General features: G+C 68.3%; 18 protein-coding genes. 8 read left to right on the top strand and 10 right to left on the bottom strand.

Annotated features, from left to right (window positions below; genetic code table 11):
• Window positions 1-13: 13 nt before the first annotated feature.
• Both P2T65_RS04040 and nagA read left to right on the top strand, forming a co-directional pair.
• Window positions 14-1,045, top strand: a complete 1,032-nt coding sequence (locus P2T65_RS04040) for an SIS domain-containing protein (RefSeq protein WP_169790095.1) — start codon at window positions 14-16, stop codon at window positions 1,043-1,045.
• Complete coding sequence (gene nagA, locus P2T65_RS04035) at window positions 1,045-2,175, top strand: N-acetylglucosamine-6-phosphate deacetylase (RefSeq protein ID WP_276199253.1); 1,131 nt, start codon at window positions 1,045-1,047, stop codon at window positions 2,173-2,175. The genes P2T65_RS04040 and nagA overlap by 1 nt, the downstream gene beginning before the upstream one ends.
• A 119-nt stretch (window positions 2,176-2,294) precedes the next feature.
• Here nagA and P2T65_RS04030 read toward each other — a convergent pair whose 3' ends face one another.
• Window positions 2,295-3,071 (bottom strand): APH(3')-II family aminoglycoside O-phosphotransferase, encoded by a 777-nt coding sequence (locus tag P2T65_RS04030; RefSeq protein ID WP_276199396.1) that lies wholly within the window; start codon window positions 3,069-3,071, stop codon window positions 2,295-2,297.
• A 367-nt stretch (window positions 3,072-3,438) separates the two neighbouring features.
• Between P2T65_RS04030 and P2T65_RS04025 the strand changes: the two genes are divergently transcribed.
• Complete coding sequence (locus P2T65_RS04025) at window positions 3,439-4,077, top strand: class I SAM-dependent methyltransferase (protein ID WP_071924777.1); 639 nt, start codon at window positions 3,439-3,441, stop codon at window positions 4,075-4,077.
• 31 nt (window positions 4,078-4,108) lie between these two features.
• Here P2T65_RS04025 and P2T65_RS04020 read toward each other — a convergent pair whose 3' ends face one another.
• From P2T65_RS04020 to P2T65_RS03985, 8 genes are all read right to left on the bottom strand, one after another.
• Entirely contained in the window at window positions 4,109-6,235 is a 2,127-nt protein-coding gene (locus P2T65_RS04020; protein ID WP_276199252.1) for a caspase family protein, read from the bottom strand.
• A gap of 28 nt (window positions 6,236-6,263) precedes the next feature.
• On the bottom strand, window positions 6,264-6,470 hold the full coding sequence (locus P2T65_RS04015) for a caspase family protein (RefSeq protein ID WP_276199251.1): 207 nt from the start codon (window positions 6,468-6,470) through the stop codon (window positions 6,264-6,266).
• Between the two features lie 508 nt (window positions 6,471-6,978).
• Window positions 6,979-8,880: a bifunctional sugar phosphate isomerase/epimerase/4-hydroxyphenylpyruvate dioxygenase family protein gene (locus tag P2T65_RS04010; RefSeq protein ID WP_276199250.1), complete on the bottom strand. Its 1,902-nt coding sequence runs from the start codon at window positions 8,878-8,880 to the stop codon at window positions 6,979-6,981.
• Window positions 8,877-9,323, bottom strand: a complete 447-nt coding sequence (locus P2T65_RS04005) for a type II 3-dehydroquinate dehydratase (protein ID WP_276199249.1) — start codon at window positions 9,321-9,323, stop codon at window positions 8,877-8,879. Before P2T65_RS04005 ends, P2T65_RS04010 begins: the two co-directional genes overlap by 4 nt.
• Window positions 9,320-10,621, bottom strand: coding sequence for a TRAP transporter large permease (locus P2T65_RS04000; RefSeq protein ID WP_071924563.1), 1,302 nt, complete (start codon window positions 10,619-10,621; stop codon window positions 9,320-9,322). Before P2T65_RS04000 ends, P2T65_RS04005 begins: the two co-directional genes overlap by 4 nt.
• Window positions 10,618-11,136, bottom strand: coding sequence for a TRAP transporter small permease subunit (locus P2T65_RS03995; protein WP_276199248.1), 519 nt, complete (start codon window positions 11,134-11,136; stop codon window positions 10,618-10,620). The genes P2T65_RS04000 and P2T65_RS03995 overlap by 4 nt, the downstream gene beginning before the upstream one ends.
• A gap of 63 nt (window positions 11,137-11,199) precedes the next feature.
• The gene (gene dctP, locus P2T65_RS03990; protein WP_276199247.1) at window positions 11,200-12,186 is read right to left on the bottom strand and encodes a TRAP transporter substrate-binding protein DctP; all 987 of its coding nucleotides are present in this window, start codon (window positions 12,184-12,186) and stop codon (window positions 11,200-11,202) included.
• Window positions 12,187-12,224: 38 nt separating this feature from the next.
• On the bottom strand, window positions 12,225-13,073 hold the full coding sequence (locus P2T65_RS03985) for a shikimate dehydrogenase (RefSeq protein ID WP_276199395.1): 849 nt from the start codon (window positions 13,071-13,073) through the stop codon (window positions 12,225-12,227).
• A 209-nt stretch (window positions 13,074-13,282) separates the two neighbouring features.
• On the opposite strand from P2T65_RS03985, the gene P2T65_RS03980 reads away from it, so the two are divergent.
• Window positions 13,283-13,957 (top strand): TetR/AcrR family transcriptional regulator, encoded by a 675-nt coding sequence (locus P2T65_RS03980; RefSeq protein WP_055458878.1) that lies wholly within the window; start codon window positions 13,283-13,285, stop codon window positions 13,955-13,957.
• A gap of 36 nt (window positions 13,958-13,993) precedes the next feature.
• Here P2T65_RS03980 and P2T65_RS03975 read toward each other — a convergent pair whose 3' ends face one another.
• Window positions 13,994-15,016: a M23 family metallopeptidase gene (locus tag P2T65_RS03975; RefSeq protein ID WP_276199246.1), complete on the bottom strand. Its 1,023-nt coding sequence runs from the start codon at window positions 15,014-15,016 to the stop codon at window positions 13,994-13,996.
• 469 nt (window positions 15,017-15,485) lie between these two features.
• Between P2T65_RS03975 and P2T65_RS03970 the strand changes: the two genes are divergently transcribed.
• From P2T65_RS03970 to P2T65_RS03955, 4 genes are all read left to right on the top strand, one after another.
• The gene (locus P2T65_RS03970; protein ID WP_276199245.1) at window positions 15,486-15,983 is read left to right on the top strand and encodes a sigma-70 family RNA polymerase sigma factor; all 498 of its coding nucleotides are present in this window, start codon (window positions 15,486-15,488) and stop codon (window positions 15,981-15,983) included.
• Between the two features lie 99 nt (window positions 15,984-16,082).
• Entirely contained in the window at window positions 16,083-17,096 is a 1,014-nt protein-coding gene (locus P2T65_RS03965; protein ID WP_276199244.1) for a FecR domain-containing protein, read from the top strand.
• A 121-nt stretch (window positions 17,097-17,217) separates the two neighbouring features.
• A complete protein-coding gene (locus P2T65_RS03960; RefSeq protein WP_276199243.1) occupies window positions 17,218-19,692 on the top strand; it encodes a TonB-dependent siderophore receptor in 2,475 nt (824 codons plus the stop codon).
• A complete protein-coding gene (locus P2T65_RS03955; protein WP_276199242.1) occupies window positions 19,689-20,561 on the top strand; it encodes an ABC transporter substrate-binding protein in 873 nt (290 codons plus the stop codon). Before P2T65_RS03960 ends, P2T65_RS03955 begins: the two co-directional genes overlap by 4 nt.
• Window positions 20,562-20,757: the final 196 nt, after the last annotated feature.

The raw sequence follows: 20,757 nt of genomic DNA, 5'->3' as shown, positions 1-20,757 counted from the left end.
CGATCCGGAGGGTGTGTTGAATCCTATGACTGAGATGGAGCGGGAGACGCGGGAGGCACCGCAGGCTGTCGCCCGGCTTCTCGACGCCAGCCTCGACGACCTGACGGCGCTGGGTCGCCGCCTGTCCGGCATGGCGCCGCCGATCGTCGCTACCTGCGCGCGCGGCACGTCTGACCATGCGGCGGGCTATCTGAAGTACCTTCTCGAGATTGCGACCGGCACGCCCGTCGCCTCGCTTGGGCCTTCGCTGGCGTCGGTCTACGACGCGCCCTTGCGCCTGCGCGGCGCCGTGCTGTTCACGATCTCGCAGTCGGGCCAGAGCCCGGACATCGTTGCGCTGCAGGCCGCCGCCCGGGCGGCCGGGGCGCTGACGGTCGCCCTCGTCAATGTCGACGACAGCCCGGTGGCGCAGGCGGCCGATGTCGCCATCCCGCTCCAGGCCGGCGTCGAGCGCAGCGTGGCGGCGACGAAATCCTTCATCGCTGCCGCCGCCGCGGCTGCCACCATTGTCGCGGCCTGGGCCGGCGACGAGCGCCTGCTCGCAGCGATCCGGGGTCTGCCCAAGAGCCTTGCCGAGGCGCTGGCCGCCGACTGGTCCGCGCTCGAGGAGCCATTGTCGACGGCCTCTTCATGCTACATGGTCGGCCGCGGGCCGGCCCTGGCCATCGCGCAGGAGGCGGCGCTGAAGAGCAAGGAAACCGCTGCCATTCATGCCGAGGCCTTCTCGACTGCCGAGATCATGCACGGCCCCTTGCGCCTCGTGCGCGCGGATTTCCCGATCCTCGCCTTCCTGCCGGAAGACAGGGCGGCCGCGGCCGGGCGCGCCGCCTTGCAGCGCCTGCAGGCGGCCGGCGGCCACGTCTTTCCGGCGGCGACAGCCGACGCGCCCGGCAAGCGGCTGCCCGTCGCGGCGACCGGTCACGCCCATCTCGATCCTCTGTCGATGGCGGTGTCCTTCTATGGACTGATCGAGAAGGTCAGCCGTCTGCGCGGCTTCGATCCCGACCGCCCGCCCCATCTCCTCAAGGTTACGGAAACCGTCTGATGTCTCTCACCGCCATGGTCGGCGCCCGCGTCTTCGACGGCGATCGGATCCGGGAGGAGGCGGCGGTCCTCGTCTCCAGCGGCACCGTCCTCGACGTGGTGCGGGCGCAAGACGTGCCCGCGCATGCCGAGCGCCGCGTGCTCGACGGCGGGCTGCTGGCGCCGGGTTTCGTCGACCTGCAGGTCAACGGCGGCGGCGGGGTCATGCTCAACGACGGGCCGAGCGGCGAGGCGATTGAGCAGATCGCGGCCGCGCACCGGCCTTTCGGCACGACGGGGCTGCTGCCGACGCTGATCACGGACACGCCCGCCGTGACGGCGGCGGCCATCGCCGCCGCGGCAGAGGTGGCAGGGCGGATCCCCGGCGTTCTCGGCCTTCATCTCGAAGGGCCGCACCTGGCGCCCGCCCGCAAGGGTGCGCATCTGGCCGAGTTGATGCGTCCGTTGACGGAGAACGACGTTGCCCGCCTGATCGAGGCGAGGGAGCGCATCGGGGTGCTCATGGTGACCGTGGCGGTCGAACAGGCGCCGCTGCGGCTCATCCGCCGCCTGGCCGATGCCGGCGTCATCGTGAGCCTCGGCCACACCGATGCCGGCTATGACGCAGCGCGGGCGGCCATCGATGCCGGCGCGCGCGCGGTCACCCACCTCTTCAATGCCATGAGCCAGCTGGGCAACCGCGACCCGGGCATGGTCGGCGCCGCCCTGGCGGCCGGCGCCGTGTTCTGCGGGATCATCGCCGACGGCCACCACGTGCATCCGGAGAGCCTGCGCGTGGCGCTGGCGGCCAAGCGCGGGCCGGGACGGCTCTATCTCGTCACCGATGCGATGGCCTCGGTCGGCTGGAGCGGCGACAGCTTCACGCTGGGCGGGCGCACGGTCTATCGCCGCGGCGGCCGGCTCACGCTCGCGGACGGCACCCTGGCCGGAGCCGACATCGACATGGCGAGCGCGGTGCGCTATGCGGCGCGGGACCTCGGCCTCGGCACGGAGGAGGCGCTGCGCATGGCTTCCCTCTATCCGGCCGAACTGATCGGCGACGCAAGGCGCGGACGCCTGCGCCGTGGTGCAGTCGCCGAGATCGTGCATCTCGACGACAATCTCTGCGTGCGCGGCGTCCTTGAGTTCTGATCCCCGATCCGGCCATCTGGTTCCATAAGAACGCTTATGCGATTCTGGAGAACTGTTCGAGCGACCTCGCCCTCTTCCCTTCCGAACGGGAGGCGGCGGGGCCGATAGGCGGAGCGCGTTCAGAAGAACTCGTCGAGCAGACGGTAGAAGGCCAGACGATCGGGATCGACCGTTCCGCCGTAATGCCGCAGGAAGGGTTCGACCCAGTCCTCGCCGAGATTGTGGCGGATGCTCCAGCTTGCCAGCGCCAGATCCTGGTGGCGGTCGGCCACGCCGAGCCTGCCGCAGTCGACGAAGCCGGTGAAACGCCCGTCCTGGGCGAGGAGATTGGGCAGGCAGGCGTCACCATGCGTGACGACGAGGTCCTCGCCTTCGGGACAGCTTGACAGCAGATCGTTGAAGAGGTCGGCCGCGCTGCGGCCGCGGCGCTCATCGTCGAAATCCTCCTCGTCTACCAGCCCGGCATCCATGCGCGTCCGGGCGAGCGCGATACGCGGGCGGAGTCCATGATCGAAGGGGCAGGTGCGTGCGGCGAGCGCGTGCAGCCCACGCAAGGCTTCCGCCGCGATGGTCACAATCTGCTCGGGCGCGAGATCGGTCGAGGAGGCAAGGTCGCGGCCGGCCACGGCACTCATGAGAAGCCAGCAGCACTGCGCCTCCTCGGCCTCGGCGAGGACCCGCGGGCAGGCGATACCCTGCCCGGCCAGCCAGCGCAGTCGCGCTGCCTCTCCCGGCAACTCACACAGCGGTCCGACCGGCTCCGCCTTCACGAACAGGGTCGGACGGCCATGTGCCTCGAGCCGGTAGACCGCCGCCTCGGAGCAGCCGATGGTCTGCGGCCGGCAGGCATAGCCGGCAAGATCGCCGACCCAGGCACGGGGCAACTCCACGGCCATCTGCGCATTCGCCAGAACCATCGGCTGCATTCCTTTCCGCACCCGTCCGGGCTGCCGGTCGCCGCCCCAGTATTCGAACCAAGCAACTAACCATCCCGTCGCCCACAGGCAATGCCGGCCGCAGACCCTAGATGACGTGCGCACGATGTTGCGACGGCGGTTGCGCCGGCCCCCTGCCGGCCGAAGCGATTCTCATGGCATCCATCATGTGGATCGACTGCTGAGCCATGTGCCGCTCGAGTGGCGCGGATGCGCCTGTTGCCGGAGGTGGCGCAGATGGCGAAACTGCTGGTGTTGCGAAGCGGGCCGCCACGATCTAACCCACCGCATATCAGGGCAAGCTTTCCTGCCCAGAGAGAACGGCATGATGAGCACCGCCAGCGACGCTCGCTTCTGGGACAGGTCTTCCCGCAGATATGCTCGCTCCGCCATCGCGGACCAGCTTGGGTACGAGCGCACTCTCGAACGCACGCGCGCCCATCTGCGGCCCACCGATGATGTGCTGGAACTCGGTTGCGGCACGGGAACGACGGCATTGCGACTTGCAAGCGGCGTTCAGAGCTATCTCGCGACGGACCTTTCCCGCGGCATGATCGCGATCGCCGAAGACAAGCTGGCGGCAGAGCCGGTCCCGGCACTGTTGTTTCGCACGGCGACGGCCGAGGAACTGGTCCACGACGAAGGCCGGTTCGACGTCGTCCTCGGTTTTAACTACCTGCACCTGGTGCGTGACGTGCCGGGCACCTTGCGTGGCATTCACACGCTGCTGAAGCCCGCAGGTCTGTTCATCTCGAAAACCCCTTGCCTCGGAGACATGAACCCGCTCATCCGGCTGCTCCTGCTGCCCGCGATGCGGGCTGTCGGACAAGCGCCGCATGTCAATTCGTTCGATACATCCGCGTTGGACCAGCTGATCACCGGTGCGGGGTTCGACATTCTTGCCCTGGAGACCCACGCCAGCAGAGGAAGGGACCGGCGTCCCTACATCGTGGCCCGCAGGCGATGATCACTGGACCGGGCGTCGATTCACCACGCATCTATGGTTGCGGGCAGTCCGCGCCTTCTGGGCAGCCGCGCCGGCCAGGTCCGCGCGGGCCGCGCTCCGCCGCTGGACCGGACGGCTGCTGACGGGGTGCCTGCATGCGCGGCTGTTCGGGCGCGGGCCGTTCTGGACGCGGCATGGCGGCGGGGGCGCGGGGCTGTTCTGCGCGACCCGGCCGTGCGTCAGGCATGACCGGTGCGCGCCCATCGAAACCGGATGGACGTTGCGGCTGCACCGGCCCTGATCGTTCTTGTCGGGGCGGCGCCTCGCGAACGGACGGCTGCGGCATGCGTACCGGGGGAGCGGTCTCTGAAGGCGCGGGCTCGCGTCGGGGACGGGTGCCGGCGGGCGCCTGCCTCGCCGGTTGCCGCGGCTGAATTTCGCTCGGCGCCGTCTGCCGACCGGGAGCGCCCGCAGCGGGCGGGCGCTCAGGCGGGGCGGCGTCTCGCCCCGGCCTCGACGACCTTTCCGGCGTGCTGCGTTGCGCTGGGGCCTGGCGCTCGGCGGGCCGAGTTCTCCTTTGCGGCCGAGCCTCGTCGCTGGGCTCCGTCCGCTGGCCGCGAAGCTGGTCGGGCACGGGTACCGGCGCGGGTGGCGTCGCGCCCTCGCCCGGCACCGGCAGTTCGCCCGGCGCGCGGCGCTGCCGCGGCGCTTCGCGATCTGCCGGTCGAGGCGTTCGCTCTCGCCGTGGCCGGACCTGATCGGCAGGAGCCCTTTCCGGGTCGCGCAGGTGGCCCGGCGCGGATGCGGGCGGCGCCGCGTCCCGGTCCGGTACAGGCGGTTCACCCGGAGCGCGGCGCTGGCGGGGCGCCTCGCCTGGCTGGGCGGGCGCGGGTGAGCCGGGCCGGGCATCATCGGCCGGCTGCGGCGCCCGGTCGCCCTGTGGGGCCGTGCGCTGCGGGGCAGGCGGGGTCGGGGGCGGTGGCTGATCGGTGTCCGGGCGCGCGCCTTCGGGCGCCGCCGGCGCAGGCGCGGTTCGCGGCACCTGAACGTCGATGACCCGTTGCGGATCCAGTGCCGGACGGAAAACGCCTTCCGGCCGCCGCCGCGCTGCGCTCGGCAGGGGTACTTCGGTGGGGATCGGCAGGAAGCCGGCTGTCGGCGGTGGCGGAGGCGGCGGCAGGCGCTCGAATTCGGTCGGCCGCGGCGGCAGGATGGCGACGGGGAGCGGTGGCGGCGGCGGCAGGTCGCGGATCTCGTAGATCTCGGCATAATCCTCGAACTCGTCCGGCAGCCGTGGCGGCAGGTCGTCATATTCGATGATGTCGAACCGGCGCGGCGGCTCGAGCGCGACCGACAGCCTCGAAAGGCGGCGGCGGCTGTCCACGGCATGCGGCCCGCGCGGATAGCGGTGCAGGTAGGTCCAGTATGCTTCCGGCGAATCCGTGAGGAGGGTGCGGCGCCAGATCAGCGCTTCGCGCCGCTCGGCAAGGATGACACGCACGCGCCGGGCCATCGGATCCCGCGGATAGATACGCAGGAACTCCTGGTAGACCGGAATGGTGTCCTCCTCGATGGCATAGACATAGGCTTCCGGAGCCGGAAGCCGCGCGATCGAACGGCGCGGCGGCGGGCCGGCCACCGGCGCCGATCCCGGCTCGGGCTCAAAGAAGAAGAAATTGGCATCGCCGATATTGACGCTGTCCCAGGGCGTCTGCCGGCCGCCCGTCTCCTCGTGCACGCGCAGCCGCACCCGCCCGAAGAGCACATCGATCGGCAGGCCGGGCTGCTGCATCATTTCGGCGAGCGCCGTGGCATAGGGGCCGTAGGGGCCCTGCCCTTCCGGCGCGACCGAGTTGGGCGCCGCGGAGTAGGCAATGGCGAACCCCTGCGGGGGGTCGATGATGGCGAGACCTGGCGCGATCGGCTGCCCGCCAAGCTCCGGATGGGGGCGGGCGGCGTCGAGGATCACGATGCGTACGCCGGCCGAGGCGCCCGCCAGCGAGCGAAGCAGATCCGAGATCCTGAAGCCCTCGAGCGGAACATCGCTGTCGTTGCTCAGCCGCGCATCGACGGGCAGGAAATAGTTCTCTCCCTCAAGCTGCAGCGCCTGTCCCGCCAAATAAACGACGATAGCCGCATCCCGGCCCGCTCCCTGGACCTTGTCCAGGAACGCCCGCATGGCATGGCGCAGGTCGTCGCCCTTCAGGTCAGCGCCCCCCCGACACGTCGAAGCCGGCGGTTCGCAAGGTCTGGGCCACGAGGCCGGCGTCATTGAGGGTGGTCGGCAGGCGGCCGCTCGGATAATCGGCCTGGCCGATGACGAGCGCAAACCGTTCCTGCTGGGCGAAGGCGGCTCCGGCGCCCACGGTCAGAGCGAAGGCCATGATGATCAGAAATAGGGTCCGGCGAAGCATATCGCGTTTTCCTTTGCCGCAGCCAGCCCCGGGTTTCCTGTCACGATGCAATAATGATTAGACTGAAATGAGCTATTGATAATCGTTCTCATTCCAAAAGAACCATGCTCAAGTAAATAGGTCATTGTTGATTATTTTATGCTTGTCACCATGTGTTTGCTATGGCCGCTCGGCCCTTTCTTTGTAAGTCTGGTCCAGTGCTGTCGGGTCGCTTTGCGTCCCTTCGGCACGAGGGAAACGCCCGGCCGGACATTTCGTTCCAGTGCGGAGGACGTCCAAAGGCTGCGCGAGGTGCCGGTCGCGGATGGCACGGCACCTCATCAGACGCAGCAGCCCGCAAAAGCGTGAGCCGGGCATTTCGGGTCGGTCCGGGGCGGCGACGCCTGGTGTCGCGGAATGGCTCCGGCGGCATCCTGATGCGCGTCACGGGCCATGACGCTGACGTGTTCCATCGGAAAAGTCCCGATCAGCCGATCCTCGCGGGTCCCATAGCCATGGATGACGGGCGTCAGCTCCGGGGCAGCCCCGGCGGCCGCAGCTGCCGCTTCTGCGCTGCTATGCGGAAGGGTGCATTGGCGGCGCCGTATCCACGATAGCCGCCGCGGCGCTCGACGATCTCGAAAAAGAAGCCCTCGCTGTAGTTGGTGCTGTAGACCTGGAAATATTCACCGCCGTCGTCGCGGTCGTAGAGAATGTTGTGGGTGCGCAGCTGGTCGAGCAGCTCCGGCTGGATGCCGAAGCGGGCCGCGAGATCGTCGTAGTAGTTGGGCGAGATTTCCAGTGCCCGAAAGCCACGTTCTGCCATGGCCGCCGCACTCGCGAAGATGTCATCCGTGCGGAAGGCGAGGTGCTGCACCGACGAGCCGAAGCTTTCGGCGATGAAATGCCCGGCGAGGGTCTTGTGGTTCTCGGCGCCGTTGAGCGTCAGCCGGACGGCCCCGTCGGTGCTCGCGACCACTTGGCTGCGCACAAGTCCACCGGGATCGACCACGTCCACCATCGGCGATTTCTCCATGCGGAAGATCGCCGTGTAGAACAGGATCCAGGTCAGCATCTCCTCGTAGTTCATCGTCTGGGCGACATGATCGATCCCGACGAGTCCCACCGCCTGCCCCGTCTGTGGGGCCTGCGGCAGAGGCTCGAACTCAATGTCCCAGACGTGATTGGTGCGGTCGTCGATGAAATAGATAACGCCGCCGCCGACTCCCCGGATGGCCGGGATCGCCAGTTCTCCGGGCCCGTGCTTCTGCTCGAAGGGTTCGGCGCCGAGCGCGCGGGCGCGGGCCACCGTGGCGTCGGCGTCCCCGACCTTGATGCCGAAGGCATAGGCGTTGGTGCCGTGCACCAGATAGGACGAGTGGGCAAAGCCCTCGTGTTCGGTATTAATGACGATGTTGATGCCATCGCCGGCTGTGCCCTGCCGCCACAGCACGACCTCCTTGTTGCGGTGCCTGGCGTGCGGGGCAAAACCCATCGTCATGAGCAGAGAGCCGAGGGCGCCCGCTTCCTCTTCGTTCGCCGCGAATTCGACGAAGGCGACGCCTTCCACCCGCACCGGCTCCGGCATCGCCGGCACGTCGATCGCGATGGCCGGCTCGGACCGGCGGACCTGGTCCATGAGGTTGACGAGCGAGCGCCGGCCGTCGACCGCGATCGACCGGGGCGAGCCGCCGCGGAACTGGTCGTTGAAGATCTCCAGTGAGAGCGGCCCGACATAGCCCGTCGCCGCCACCGCGCGCATGAAATCGACGACCGGGAGGTCGCCCTGGCCGGGCATGTTGCGGTAGTGCCGGCTCCAGGAGAGCAGGTCCATCGTCATCTTCGGCGCGTCGGCGAGCTGCACGATGAAGATGCGGTCGCCGGGAATGGCGCGGATGGTGTCGACGTCGATGCCGCGGGCCAGCGTGTGGAAGGAATCGAGGATGAGGCCGATCGCCGGGTGGTCCGCGCGGCGCACGATCTCCCACGCATCGCGGTGGTCGCCGATGTGGCGGCCCCAGGCGAGCGCCTCGTAGCCGACGCGCAGGCCGCGCTTGCCCGCCCGCTCGCCGAGCTCGCGGAAGTCGGCGGCGGCCCGGTCGATGCCGCCGAGCGCTGCCGGCGAGACATTGGAGCAGACCAGCATCAGGTCCGTGCCGAGCTCCTGCATGAGGTCGAACTTGCGCTCGGCCCGGTCGAACGCGCGGCTGCGCTGCGGCTCGGGCAGGCCCTCGAAGTCGCGGAAGGGCTGGAAGAGCGTGATCGCGAGACCGTGGTCGCGCACCATGCGGCCGACCTCCGCCGGCGTCCCGTCGAAGGCGAGAAAGTCCTGCTCGAAGATCTCGACCCCGTCGAACCCGGCCGCGGCGATTGCTGCCAGCTTCTCCCGCAGGTCGCCGCTGATCGAGACCGTGGCGATGGATGTCTTCATGGCGATCCTCCATCGATCATCTCGATCAGGGCACGGATGCCGTGGACGTAGCCGCGCGGCCCGAGCCCGGCGATGACGGCCGTGGCGGCCCTGGACACAAGCGAGTGGTGATAGATCTCCTCGCGCCGATGGATGTTCGAGATGTGGATTTCGACGATCGGCCCGGGGAACATCTTCAGGGCGTCGAGCAGCGGGATGGAGCGGAAGCTCAGCCCTGCCGGATTGATGAGGATGCCCGCTCCCCCGTCGATCGCCTCGTGCACCCAGTCGACGAGCTGGTGCTCGGCATTCGTCTGGTGGAAGCGCAGGGGCGTGTCGCCGGCCGCCTGCCGGCACATCGCCTCGATCTCGGCCAAGGTCGTCGTGCCGTAGACGTGCGGCTCGCGCGTGCCAAGCCGGTTGAGGTTGGGCCCGTTGAGAACGAAGATCGGCTTCACGGTCATCCCCCGTATCCGAGCAGGCGCGGCAGCCACAGGACGGTGCCTGGCACCAGCGTGACGATGGCGAGCGCGCCGAGCATGGCGAACAGGAAAGGCAGGACGTTGAGGACGATATCGCGCAGCGGCACCTCAGCGATGCGGGTCATGATGAAGAGCAGCAGCCCGTAGGGCGGCGTGATCAGCCCGAGCATGATGTTGAGGACGACCACCACGCCGAAATGCACCATGTCGATGCCGAGGGCCCGCGCCGCGGGGATCAGCACCGGCACGATGACGAGCAGGATCGTGGTGCCCTCGAGCACGCAGCCCAGGAGAAGAAGCAGCACGTTGACGAGGAGGAGGAACTGCGTCGGCGTGAGATTCCAGCCGAGCAGCAGGGCAGACAGCGATTGCGGAATGTTCTCGACGGTGACGACGTAGTTGAACACCATCGCGCCGGCCAGCAGCATGCCGATCGAGGCGGTGGTGCGCCCGCTGCTGAGGAGCGCGCGATAGAGCTGCCCGGGCGTGACGCTCTGGTAGATCGCGACGGAGATGAGGAGCGCATAGCCTGCCGCCACGGCCGCCGCCTCTGTCGGCGTCATCACGCCGCCCCGGATGCCGACGAGCAGAACCACCGGCAGCATGAGTGCCGGCAGGGCCCGCAGCGTGAGGCCGGGCAACCGGTGTAGCGGAACAGGCTTCTCGACGGGGAAGTTCTTGCGGCGTGCGTCGATGGCCACGATGGTCATCTGCGCGAGCGCCAGCATGATCCCGGGCGTGATGCCTGCGAGGAACAGGAAGCCGACCGAGGCGTCCGAGACGAGCGCATAGATGACGAGCGGAATGGAGGGCGGGATGATCGGCGCGATCACGGCGGTGGCTGCCGTCAGCGCGGCGGCATAGCTCGCGGGATATCTGTCGTCCTTCGTCATGAGCTGCTGCATCATCTTGCCCGTGCCGGCCGCATCGGCGATCGCCGAGCCGGACATGCCCGCGAAGATGAGGGATTGCAGCACGTTGACCTGGGCAAGGCCGCCGCGGAAGCGGCCGACGACGGCATTGCAGAAATGGAGCAGCCGCTGCGTCATCGTCCCCGCGTTCATGATTTCGGCGGCGAGGATGAACATCGGCACGGCGAGCAGGAGGTATCCGGTATAGAGGCCGTTGAGGATCTGCTCGGCCGCCGTGCCCATGTCGAGTCCGGCGAGCCACAGATAGAGGATCGAGGATGCGATCATCGCATGGCCGATCGGCAGACCGATGAGCGCCAGCACGCAGATCGAGGCCAGTGCCAGCCAGAATGGGTCGATGACGATCATGTGGTGGGGCCCGCCTTGGCAGGATCGGTTTCGTCCGGCTCCCGACCCGTGAGAGCGTGCCAGCCGAGCCACAGGTAGCGGGCGAGGACGGCGACGACGAAGATGACGTAGATCGAGAACAGCCAGTCGAAACGGATCTTCAGATAGGCGGTCCTCTGCACCTTCATGAAGCTTACGTAATCGTAGACGGCGGGAAGCGACCAGCCGTAGAGCACGAGGAGCGCGGCCGCGGCCATCACCGTCATCACGCGGCGCACGCGGGGGCGGACCGCGCCGTAGATGAGGTCAAACCGGATTTCCTCCTCCTCGCGCACCACGAAGGCGGCCCCAAACAGGACAACCCAGATCCAGAGGACCACGGTGAGTTCGTTGCTCCAGCCGGTCGGCCATTGCAGGAGATAGCGAAAGATCACCTGGAGCAGAAAGGCGGCGAACATCACGCCGATCATGACGACGACGAGGTTCTCGCCGCGTCGATAGAGCCAGCCCGCCAGGAGCCGCGCACCGTGCCGCATCGGCTTGTCTCCCGTGGACGTACCGCCGGCCCCTCGTGGGCGGCGGTACGCCGCGTGACGTTCTCAGAGGGCGTTGATCTTGTCGACCATGCCCGCGGGCCAGCTCGCCGCGAGGTCCGACGCAAGATACTGCTGCTGCACATGGCTGCGGAAGGCCTCGACGTCGGGCTCGTAGATCTTCAGCCCGGCCGCTTTGAACCGTTCGGCGAGCTCGCTCTCGCGGGCGAGGTGCTTCTCGGTCGAGAAGTCGATCGCCGCGTCCGCCGCCGCCTGGAACCGCGCCTGTCGGTCGGCATCCATCCCGTCCCAGACTTTCTTGGATACGGTCAGGAGGTCGAAGCCGACGAGGTGAGAGGTCAGCACGATCTGCTTCATCACCTCATAGAATTTCATGTTCTCGACGTTCGGCAGCGGATTGTCCTGGCCGTCGATGGCGCCTGTCTGCAGGCCGGTATAGACCTCGGCATAGGCCATCGGCGTCGGGTTGGCGCCGAGCGCGCGGCCCAGGAACTGCCAGGCGTCGCCGCCGGGCATGCGCAGCTTGATCCCCGCCATGTCGGCCGGCGTCTTGATCTCCCTGTCGACCCTGAGGCCGACCTGGCGCACGCCGAAATAGGTCGGGCCCAACACCCTCACGCCGAGCTGGTCCTCGGTCATCTTCTTCATCTCGGCGCCGGCATCGCTGGCGAAGAAGGCCTTGAGATGCGCGGCGTCGCGGAAGAGGTAGCCGGCGGTCAGGATCGACCAGGCGGGGATCTGGTTGGAGATGTCCTGCGGGGCGATGTTGCCCATCTCGAGGTTGCCGCGCTGCAGCGCCACGAGCTCGGTGCCCTGCTTGAACAGGTTGCCACCGTAATAGCCCTCGAACGCGAAGTCGCCGGCGATCGCGTCGGCGAACTTCTTCATCATCTCGGCGCGGATGTCCTGCTCGGAAAAGACGGCTGAGAAGCGAAGCTTCGGCTTGTCTTGCGCGAGCGCCGGGACGGCCGAGGAGGCTGCGAGAATGCCCGTCCCGATGAGGAACTGGCGGCGTGTGGCATGCAGTTTCATTTGAATTCCTCCCTGTTCTTCTTTCCGAAACTGGCCCGCTATTCCGCAGGCTCGTGTGTGAATGCCGCGAAGGCGGCCTTCATCCGGTCGGCGTCGGGCGCGATGCCCGTGAACAGTTCGAAGGCGCGGACGGCCTGGAAGACCGCCATGCCTTCGCCCGAGAGGGTGCGGCAGCCCTTGCGGCGGGCCGCGCGCAGCAGTTCCGTCTCGAGCGGGAAATAGACGATGTCGGCGACCCAGTGGCGCGCCTCGATGCAGTCGGCCGGGATGGGCATACCGGGCAGTTTCGCCATGCCGACCGGGGTGGCGTTGACGATCCCCTGCGCCGCCTTCGCGGCCTTGGGCAGGTCATGGACGACCACCGCCCGGCCGGCGCCGAAGCCGGCCTCCAGGTTCTGGACGAGTGTCCCGGCCCTCTCGGGCTCGACGTCGGCAATGGCGAGCCGTTCGACGCCGCAGTCGAGCAGCGCATGCGCCACGGCCGCGCCGGCGCCCCCGGCCCCGAGCAGAAGTACGCGGTCGCAGGTGGCACCCGCCATCCCCGCGCGAAAGCTCTCGCGAAAGCCCCAGACGTCCGTGTTGTGTCCGAAGCGCTTTCCGGCCTTGAGCACGACGGTATTGACAGCGCCGATCCGGCGCGCCGCCTGCGACAGCCCGTCGAGCAGCGGCAGAATCTCCTGCTTGTAGGGAAACGTGACATTGAAGCCGGAGAAGCCGAAGAATTCGGCGAAGCGGATGATCTCGGCGATCGGCGGGGCGCGGTTGCCCATCAGTTCCGTGTCGAACAGACGATAGACATAGGCGAGGCCCTGCGCACGCCCCTCGGCTTCGTGCATGGCCGGCGTGCGGGACAGCTGGATGCCGCGGCCGAGCAGGCCGACCAACACGGCCCGCTGGGACCGCTCCCCTCCCCGTCCCGTTTCGGCCGTGGTTGTCGTCCCATCCAAGAGATCGCCTCCTCCGCGGGGCCCCGTTGTCTCGTTTCTCGTTCGCCCCCGAAGCCAACTTTGAACCATCTGGTTAATTCTGGCAAGCGTTTTGAACGATCCGGATAATTCATATAGAAAGACTGAGTGGATGCAGGGCGATTCAGGCGATGGACGAGGCAGGATCGGATACCGGGAAGGCCACCGGTCGCGGTGGCTGGAAGCAGGACCCAGCCGGCGTGCAATCGAACATCCTCGCGGTCGCCATGTCGGAGTTTGCCGACAACGGCCTGTCAGGCGCGCGCATCGACGAGATCGCCGCCAAGACCCGAACGTCCAAGCGCATGATCTACTACTACTTCGGCGACAAGGAAGGTCTCTACCGCCGTGTGCTCGAGGAGGCCTACCGAAAGGTCCGCGAAGGGGAGCGCAAGCTCGATCTCGACCACCTGCCACCGGTCGAGGCGCTCACGCGGCTCGTCGAATTTACCTTCGACCATCACAGCCAGAACCCCGATTTCATCCGGCTAGTAATGATCGAGAACATCCATCACGGCGCCTATCTCGAGCGCTCGGACCTGATCGGGCGGCTGAATGCGGGCGCCATCGAGAAGCTGGAATTGATCTGCCGTCGCGGGCGCGAGGCCGGACTGTTCCGCGATGATGTCGAGCCGCTCGAACTGCACTGGCAGATCAGCGCGCTCAGCTTCTTCAACGTGTCCAATCGCGCGACTTTCTCGCGGATCTTCGGCGGCCGGCTCTACAGTACCGAAGGCCAGGAGACGATGCGCCGGCACGTGGTCGAACTGATCCTGCGCTTCATGCTCAAGGACAAGAGGTCCTGACGCTCGCCCGCCGCGGCTGGGCATCGCCGGCATGTTTCAGGGCTGCTTGCCCAGCCCCACAGAAAAATCCTGCTCCAGCACCACGATGCCGTCGCGCATCACGCGGTAGCTCGCCTGATAGAGCCCTGGCCGCCAGCCGTCCTGGGGCCGCTTCCTGCCCGCATACAGCAGTGTCTGCGCCTGGTTGCGCTCCATCGGCTTGGCCCGGTTCTCGGCGATGACATGCCCCGATGGGTCCTTGACGGTCAGAAGCTGGATGTCGCCTGCCTGAAGCCCGATCGCGCGGATATAGGCCACGAGCGCGGCGGCATCGGCGCCGTCCGGGGCCTGCCCGGTGCGGGCTTCCTCGACCATCTGCATCGTCACCGGGCCCGAGGCAAATCCGTGGTTGATGATCGCGCGCGGTCGATAGGCGAGGCCCGGCTGCAGTGCCGGCGCCCACAGGCTCGCGCCCGCGCCGCAGGAACCGGGCGGGGCATCGTGGGCGAAGGGATCGATGATCCGGCCGCCATGGCGCACCGTGAAATGGACGTGCGGATACTGGCTGAGGCCGGAAAGGCCGACGCGCCCGACCGGCTGCCCCGCCTTCACCATCTCGCCCGGCTTCAGCCGCAGGCTCCCCTTGGCGAGGTGGCAGTATTGCGTCTCCCACCCCCCGCCGTGGTCGATGACGAGGCCGTTGCCGCATTCCGTGTTCTGCACGGCCGAATGGTCGCTGCCCGCGACCGGCACGTCGGCCATGCCGTCGCGCTGCCGCAGGACGCGCCCGTCGGCAGCGGCGAGGACGTCGACGCCGTCGCGCTGCGCGGCCATGCTCGGCAGGCGGAAATCGGTGCCGTTGTGACCGTCCTGCGCGCGGGCCCCGCACATGTAGTCCCGGGCTAAAGGGGATGGATCGGCATCGACATAGGTTTGGATGAAGCAGTTGCGGCCGATATCGCAGGCGAGCGGCAGTTGCAGGACGGGGGTGCCCGCAGCGACGGCACCGGCCGCCCCGCCGAGCATCGCGAGCGCCGCCGCGATGACCGTCCGCGGATGAGGCATCGTGCGGTTGCTCATCGCCTGCATCTCCTGTCGTGCAGCGGGTCCCTTGGGGAAGGCGGTCGGCTCTCCGCCTCCCCGCCTGAAGGGCGGCACGGTGAGCATGTAGAGCAGGACGAGACCGGCTTGTCGATTGATGCTGAGCTTGAGAATGATGCGTTTCGTGCAGGTTGTTGCGCCGCCTCGGTGAGGTCGAGGACGCCGCCCATCCGAGACGGCGGCTGGCCGCATAGGACGCAGGCCACGATCCTCTCTTCGCCCATTTGGGATCGATGCGCTGGGCGCCCGCCGCTCGATCGGCCTGAGGGCGACCAAGACGTTACCGGACCCGATAGCGTCGTGAGAGAATTCATATTTCAGTTTATAACTATTATAAACCAAATATACGTCATCGTTTCATAGAGGACTTCCAATAATTTTCCATTGATGGCGCTGCGCACCGTGTTTATACACGATTCACTACTTGCAAGATGTGGCGAAAAGCGGCATGCGGCCCGATTCCGACACACTCATCCTCTATCTCATGCACCGCCCGGCGCTCATCAACTATGCCGCGCCGATCGTTGGCTGCCGGGCGCGGGCGGAGGATGTGGTGCAGGAGGCCTATTTGCGCTTCGTCCAGGTCGCACGGGACGAAAAGGTGTTGCAGCCCGTGGCCTATCTCTATCGCATCGTGCGCAATCTCGCCGTGGACTGGGTGCGGCGCCTCGGCGCCGAGGTGCGGGAGGACGCCGGCACGGCCGAGCCGCTCGCTGCCGACACGCCCTCGCCCGAGGACGAGGTGCTCTACCGTGACGAACTGCGCCGGCTCGCCGAAGCACTGGCGGAACTGCCCGAGACGACGCAACGTGCCTTCACCATGCACCGCTTCGACGGCCTGACGCTGCAGGTCATCGCCGACAGGCTCGGCCTTTCCGTCGCGGGAGCCCACCGCCTCGTACGCGACGCGCTCGCCCATTGTGCTCGCCGGCTCGGCGACGATTGAGCGAAATCCGGTTCCGAACTGAAAAAATCCCCTCCTCGGAACGTCTCTAAGGAGATAAGCAGGGCCGGGACGACCGGACGCCGCAGGAAGCGACGGGACATGGCGGGAGCGCGCGACAAGGGGGAAGACCCGGTTCTCGATGAGGCGCTCGACTGGCTCCTCGCCATCGAGAATGCCCCCGCCGATCAGGCGCTGCGCCGGGCGCGCGACGCGTGGATCGCCGAGAGCGACGAGAACGCCCGCGCCTGGCGCCGCGCCGAGCGCACCTGGCAGCTCACCGGCGCGCTCGCCGGTTTGCGTGAGGCGCCGCTCGACAGTACGGTCCCGAAACCGGACCCGCGACAGGGGCCCGTCGCCGCCGCTCCGGCGGGTCAGTGCCCGCCGCCGCGCCGCCGCGCTGTTCCGCGCTGGGCGGCCGCAGTCGCAGCCGCGATCGTCGTCGGTTTCCTCCTCGCCGCCGGCCATGAACTTCTGAGCCGGAGCGCTGCGGACCATGCGACCGGCACGGCCGAGATCCGCGATGTCGCGCTGCCGGACGGCTCCCGCCTCATCCTCGACGCCCGCAGCGCCGTCGACGTCGATTTCTCGGGGCAGGAGCGACACATCCGCCTCTTGGCCGGCGCCGCCTTCTTCGATGTGCGCCCTGACGCCGCTCGGCCGTTTGTCGTGTCGGCCAAGGACGTTCACGTGACGGCCGTCGGCACCGCCTTCTCGGTGGAGATCGGCCCGCGCTGGCTGAGCGCCGCCGTTGCCGAAGGCCGCGTGCGCCTCGATCGACCGGGTGGCGCGAGCGAAATCGCGGCGGGCGAGGAGGTCGCCGTCGACCGCACCTCCGGCAGCGAGCGGCGGCGCCAGCGCGCGCCGGGGGATGTCGCCGGCTGGCGCGAGCGGCGCCTCGTCGCCGACAACGAGACGATCGCCGATGTTGTGGCGAGGCTCGCCGATCACCACCGCGGGCTGATCCTGACGCTCGACGGCACGCTCGCCGAGCAGCGAGTCACCGGCATCTACGACCTGTCGCGGCCCGTCGAGGCGCTCGGCGCAGTCGTGCGGCCCTATGGCGGCTCCGTGCACCGGATCACGCCCTATCTCGTGTTCGTCGGCGGCCGCTGAAAGCTCACGAAAAAGCATGTCTTCTGAAAAATCCTGCGCTCCCGTTCGTCATGTCCCACGGGGCTGGCGCGATCGCCGGCGGAGTCACGGCGGCGCGGCCGCGAGCGAAGGAAGACGAGCGATGGGGCGTAGGGTATCGGGTGCCGAGGCGCGGGACGTTCAGCGGCTGTGCGGACGGGCGGCATGGCTTACTGCGACGGCGATGGCGCTGATCATCGCCGGCCCGGCCATGGCGCAGACGATTCAGTCCACGGGCCAAGCGAGCAACGCGCGCCAGGCCGGCTCCGCGCGCGCCTTCGACATACCGGCACAGCCGCTGTCACGCGCCCTCGCCGCCTTCGGCCGCCAGGCGGGCCTGCAGGTGAGCGCGGCGGCTGATGCTGTGGCCGACTTCGATTCACCCGCCGTGCGCGGCACCATGAGCGCCGAGGCCGCGTTGCGCCGCCTGCTCGCCAACACGGGCGCGAGCTTCCGCATTGCCGGTGGCACGGTGACGGTGTCGCGCGGCGCCGCCGGTGCCGCGGCGCCGGCCGCCGACGGTTCCATCCTGCTCGACACCATCAATATCGAAGGCACCGCCGAGACGGCCTACGGCCCGGTCGACGGCTATGTCGCCACGCGCACCGGCACGGGCGCCAAGACTGATACGCCCGTCATCGAGGTGCCGCAGTCCATCTCCGTCATCACCCGCGACCGCATTGAGGCGCAGAAGGCGCAGACGCTGCCGGAAGCCCTGCGCTACACGCCCGGCGTCCTCGCCCAGCCGTGGGGTCTCGACCCGCGTTTCGACCAGTTCAAGGTGCGCGGCTTCGAGATCACCTCCGTCGGCGTCTACCGCGACGGCATGCGCATGCCGACGGTGGGCATGATGAGTTGGGCCTACGATCCTTACGGTGTCGAGCGCATCGATGTGCTGCGGGGGCCCTCCTCCGTGCTCTACGGCGCGGCATCCCCCGGGGGTATCGTCAATCTCGTGACCAAGCGCCCGCCGGCGAGCCCCTTCCACGAGGTCGAGATCTCGGGCGGCAGCGACGCCAACAAGCAGATCAACGCCGACCTCGGCGGCCCCATCGACAAGGACGGCATCTGGTCCTACCGGATCACCGGCCTCCTGCGCGATTCCGAGACGCAGGTCGACTACACGCGCAACGATCGGCACTTCATCGCCCCGGCGCTGACCTGGCGGCCGAGCGCCGACACCTCGCTCACCCTCTTCGGCAGCTACCAGCACGACGAGGCATCCGCCTACGGCACCTTGCCGGCGCTCGGCACGCGCTTTGCCAATCCCAACGGCCGCATCGCGCGCAGCTTCTTCATCGGCGACCCGAACTTCGACCGGGTCGACCGCACCGCCTATTCGCTGGGCTACGCCTTCGAGCATCGTTTCAACGACGCCTGGACGGTGCGACAGAACCTGCGCTGGGGCCATCTGGAAGCGGACCAGAACGTGCTCTACGGCGCCGGCCTGCGCGCCGACCTGCGCACGCTCGACCGCGCCGCCTTCACCGTCGACGGCAAGCTGCGCTCCTTCACGGTCGACAACCAGGTCGAGGGCAAGTTCGAGACCGGGCCCCTGAAACACACGCTGCTCTTCGGCCTCGACTACCTCAACCTCTCCGCGCGCTCGCTGCAGGGCTATTCCGACAGCACCTATGATCCGGGCGTGCCGCCGATCGACCTGTTCCAGCCCGTCTACGGCCAGGCGGTGGCGCTGCCGCCGATCTACCAGAACAACGAGCAGACGCTGTCGCAGCTCGGCCTTTATGCCCAGGACCAGATCAAGTTCGGCGGCTTCATCCTCACGGCCGGCCTGCGGCAGGACTGGGCCACCAGCAAGCTGAAGAACTACATCGCCAATTCCTCCCGCACGCAGGACGACAACGAGCTCACCTGGCGCGTCGGCCTTGGCTACGAGTTCGACTTCGGCCTCGTGCCCTATGCCGCCTATGCCACCTCCTTCGAGCCCGTCGTCGGGACCGACCGGCTCGGCGCCGCCTACAAGCCGACGACCGGCGAGCAGTTCGAGGTCGGCCTGAAGTACCAGCCGCCCGGCATGCGCTCGATGGTCACCCTCGCGCTCTTCGACCTCAAGCAGCAGAACGTGCTGACGACGGACCCGCTCAATCCCTTCTTCAGCGTGCAGACCGGCGAGATCCACACGCGCGGCCTCGAGGTGGAGGCGCTGGCGAGCCTCATGGACGGGCTCGATCTCGTCGCCAGCTACACCTATACGGACGCCGAGATCAGCAAGGACACCGACGCGGCCCTCGTCGGCAACACGCCGGCGGTCACCCCGCGTCACATGGCCTCGCTGTGGCTCGACTACACGCTGCAGGAGGGCGTGCTGAAGGGCCTCGGGCTCGGCGGCGGCGTGCGCTATGTCGGCGCTAGCTACGCCGACAACGCCAATACCTTCCAGAATCAGGCCTTCACGCTCGTCGACGCCGCCGTGCATTACGAGCGGGACAACTGGCGCTTCGCGGTCAACGCCAAGAACCTCTTCGACAAAACCTACGTCATCTGCAACGGCGGCGACCTCTCGTGCGTCTACGGTCCGGGCCGCAGCGTCGTCGCCTCGCTGCGCTATCGCTGGTGAGGCGTCGGCAGGTCCTCGCGGCGCTCGCCGGCCTTGCGCTCCTGCCGGCGGCGGCGCCAGTTCCCGCCCGGCGCATCGTCGCGCTCGACTGGGGGCTGGCCGAGACGCTGATCGCGATCGGCGCGCCGCCCGTCGGCGTGCCCGAGACGCGCACCTATGCCGACTGGGTCATCTCCCCGGCGCTGCCGCCGGGAACGGCGGACGTCGGCCTCAGGGTCGAGCCCAATCTCGAAATCCTGCAGCAGCTCGCGCCCGATCTCATCCTCGCCATCGCCGAGCACGAGACGATCCGCCCCCTGCTCGAGCGCATCGCGCCCGTCCTGTCCCTGCCCATCTACGGCCCGCAAGGCACGCCCTATACCGTCGCGCAGGCGGCCACGCGTCGCCTCGGCGCCGTCACGGGCCGGACGGCCGAGGCCGAAGCGCTCATCTTCCGCGCCGAGGAAACGATGGTGTCGGCCCGGGCGCGGCTCGCCGCTTCGGGCAACGCGCGACCCGTCGTCATCGCCTCCTTCCTCGACGGGCGGCATGTGCGCATCTATGCCCGTCACGGCCTGTTCGATGCCGTGCTGCAACGCATCGGTCTTGCCAATGCCTGGCACGGCCCGACGAACGCCTGGGGCTTTGCCACGGTCGGCCTCGAGGCCCTCGCCGGCATGCCCGAGGCGCGCCTTGTGCTCCTGGAGCCGCTGCCGCGCGAGACGGCGCGCACCTTCCGCGACAGCCCCCTGTGGAACAACCTGCCCATGGTGCGGGACGGCCGTGTGCTGCGCCTGCCGCCCGTCCTGATGTTCGGCACCCTGCCCGCCGCCATGCGCTTCTGCACCCTCCTTACCGATGCGCTCACGGGAGAGGGTGGCCATGGCTGAGCACGCTCGTGAGCATGCGGCCGCCGAGCCGGAACGAGCGACGCCGGCCGCAGGAACCCGCTCCCCGCCTGCGGAGAGAGGGCAGGATGAAGGGCAAGGGCCTGGACCGGAGGCGACGGCGCTGCGTCGGCGGATGCGTGTTGCCGCTCACCGCAAGCCTCTCCCCGAAAGCAAGTCGGGTTCACCCGACTTGCGC

The sequence above is a fragment of the Chelatococcus sp. XZ-Ab1 genome (assembly GCF_029309855.1).
Lineage (GTDB): Bacteria > Pseudomonadota > Alphaproteobacteria > Rhizobiales > Beijerinckiaceae > Chelatococcus_A > Chelatococcus_A sambhunathii.
This window is presented reverse-complemented; position numbering and strand designations above follow the sequence as displayed.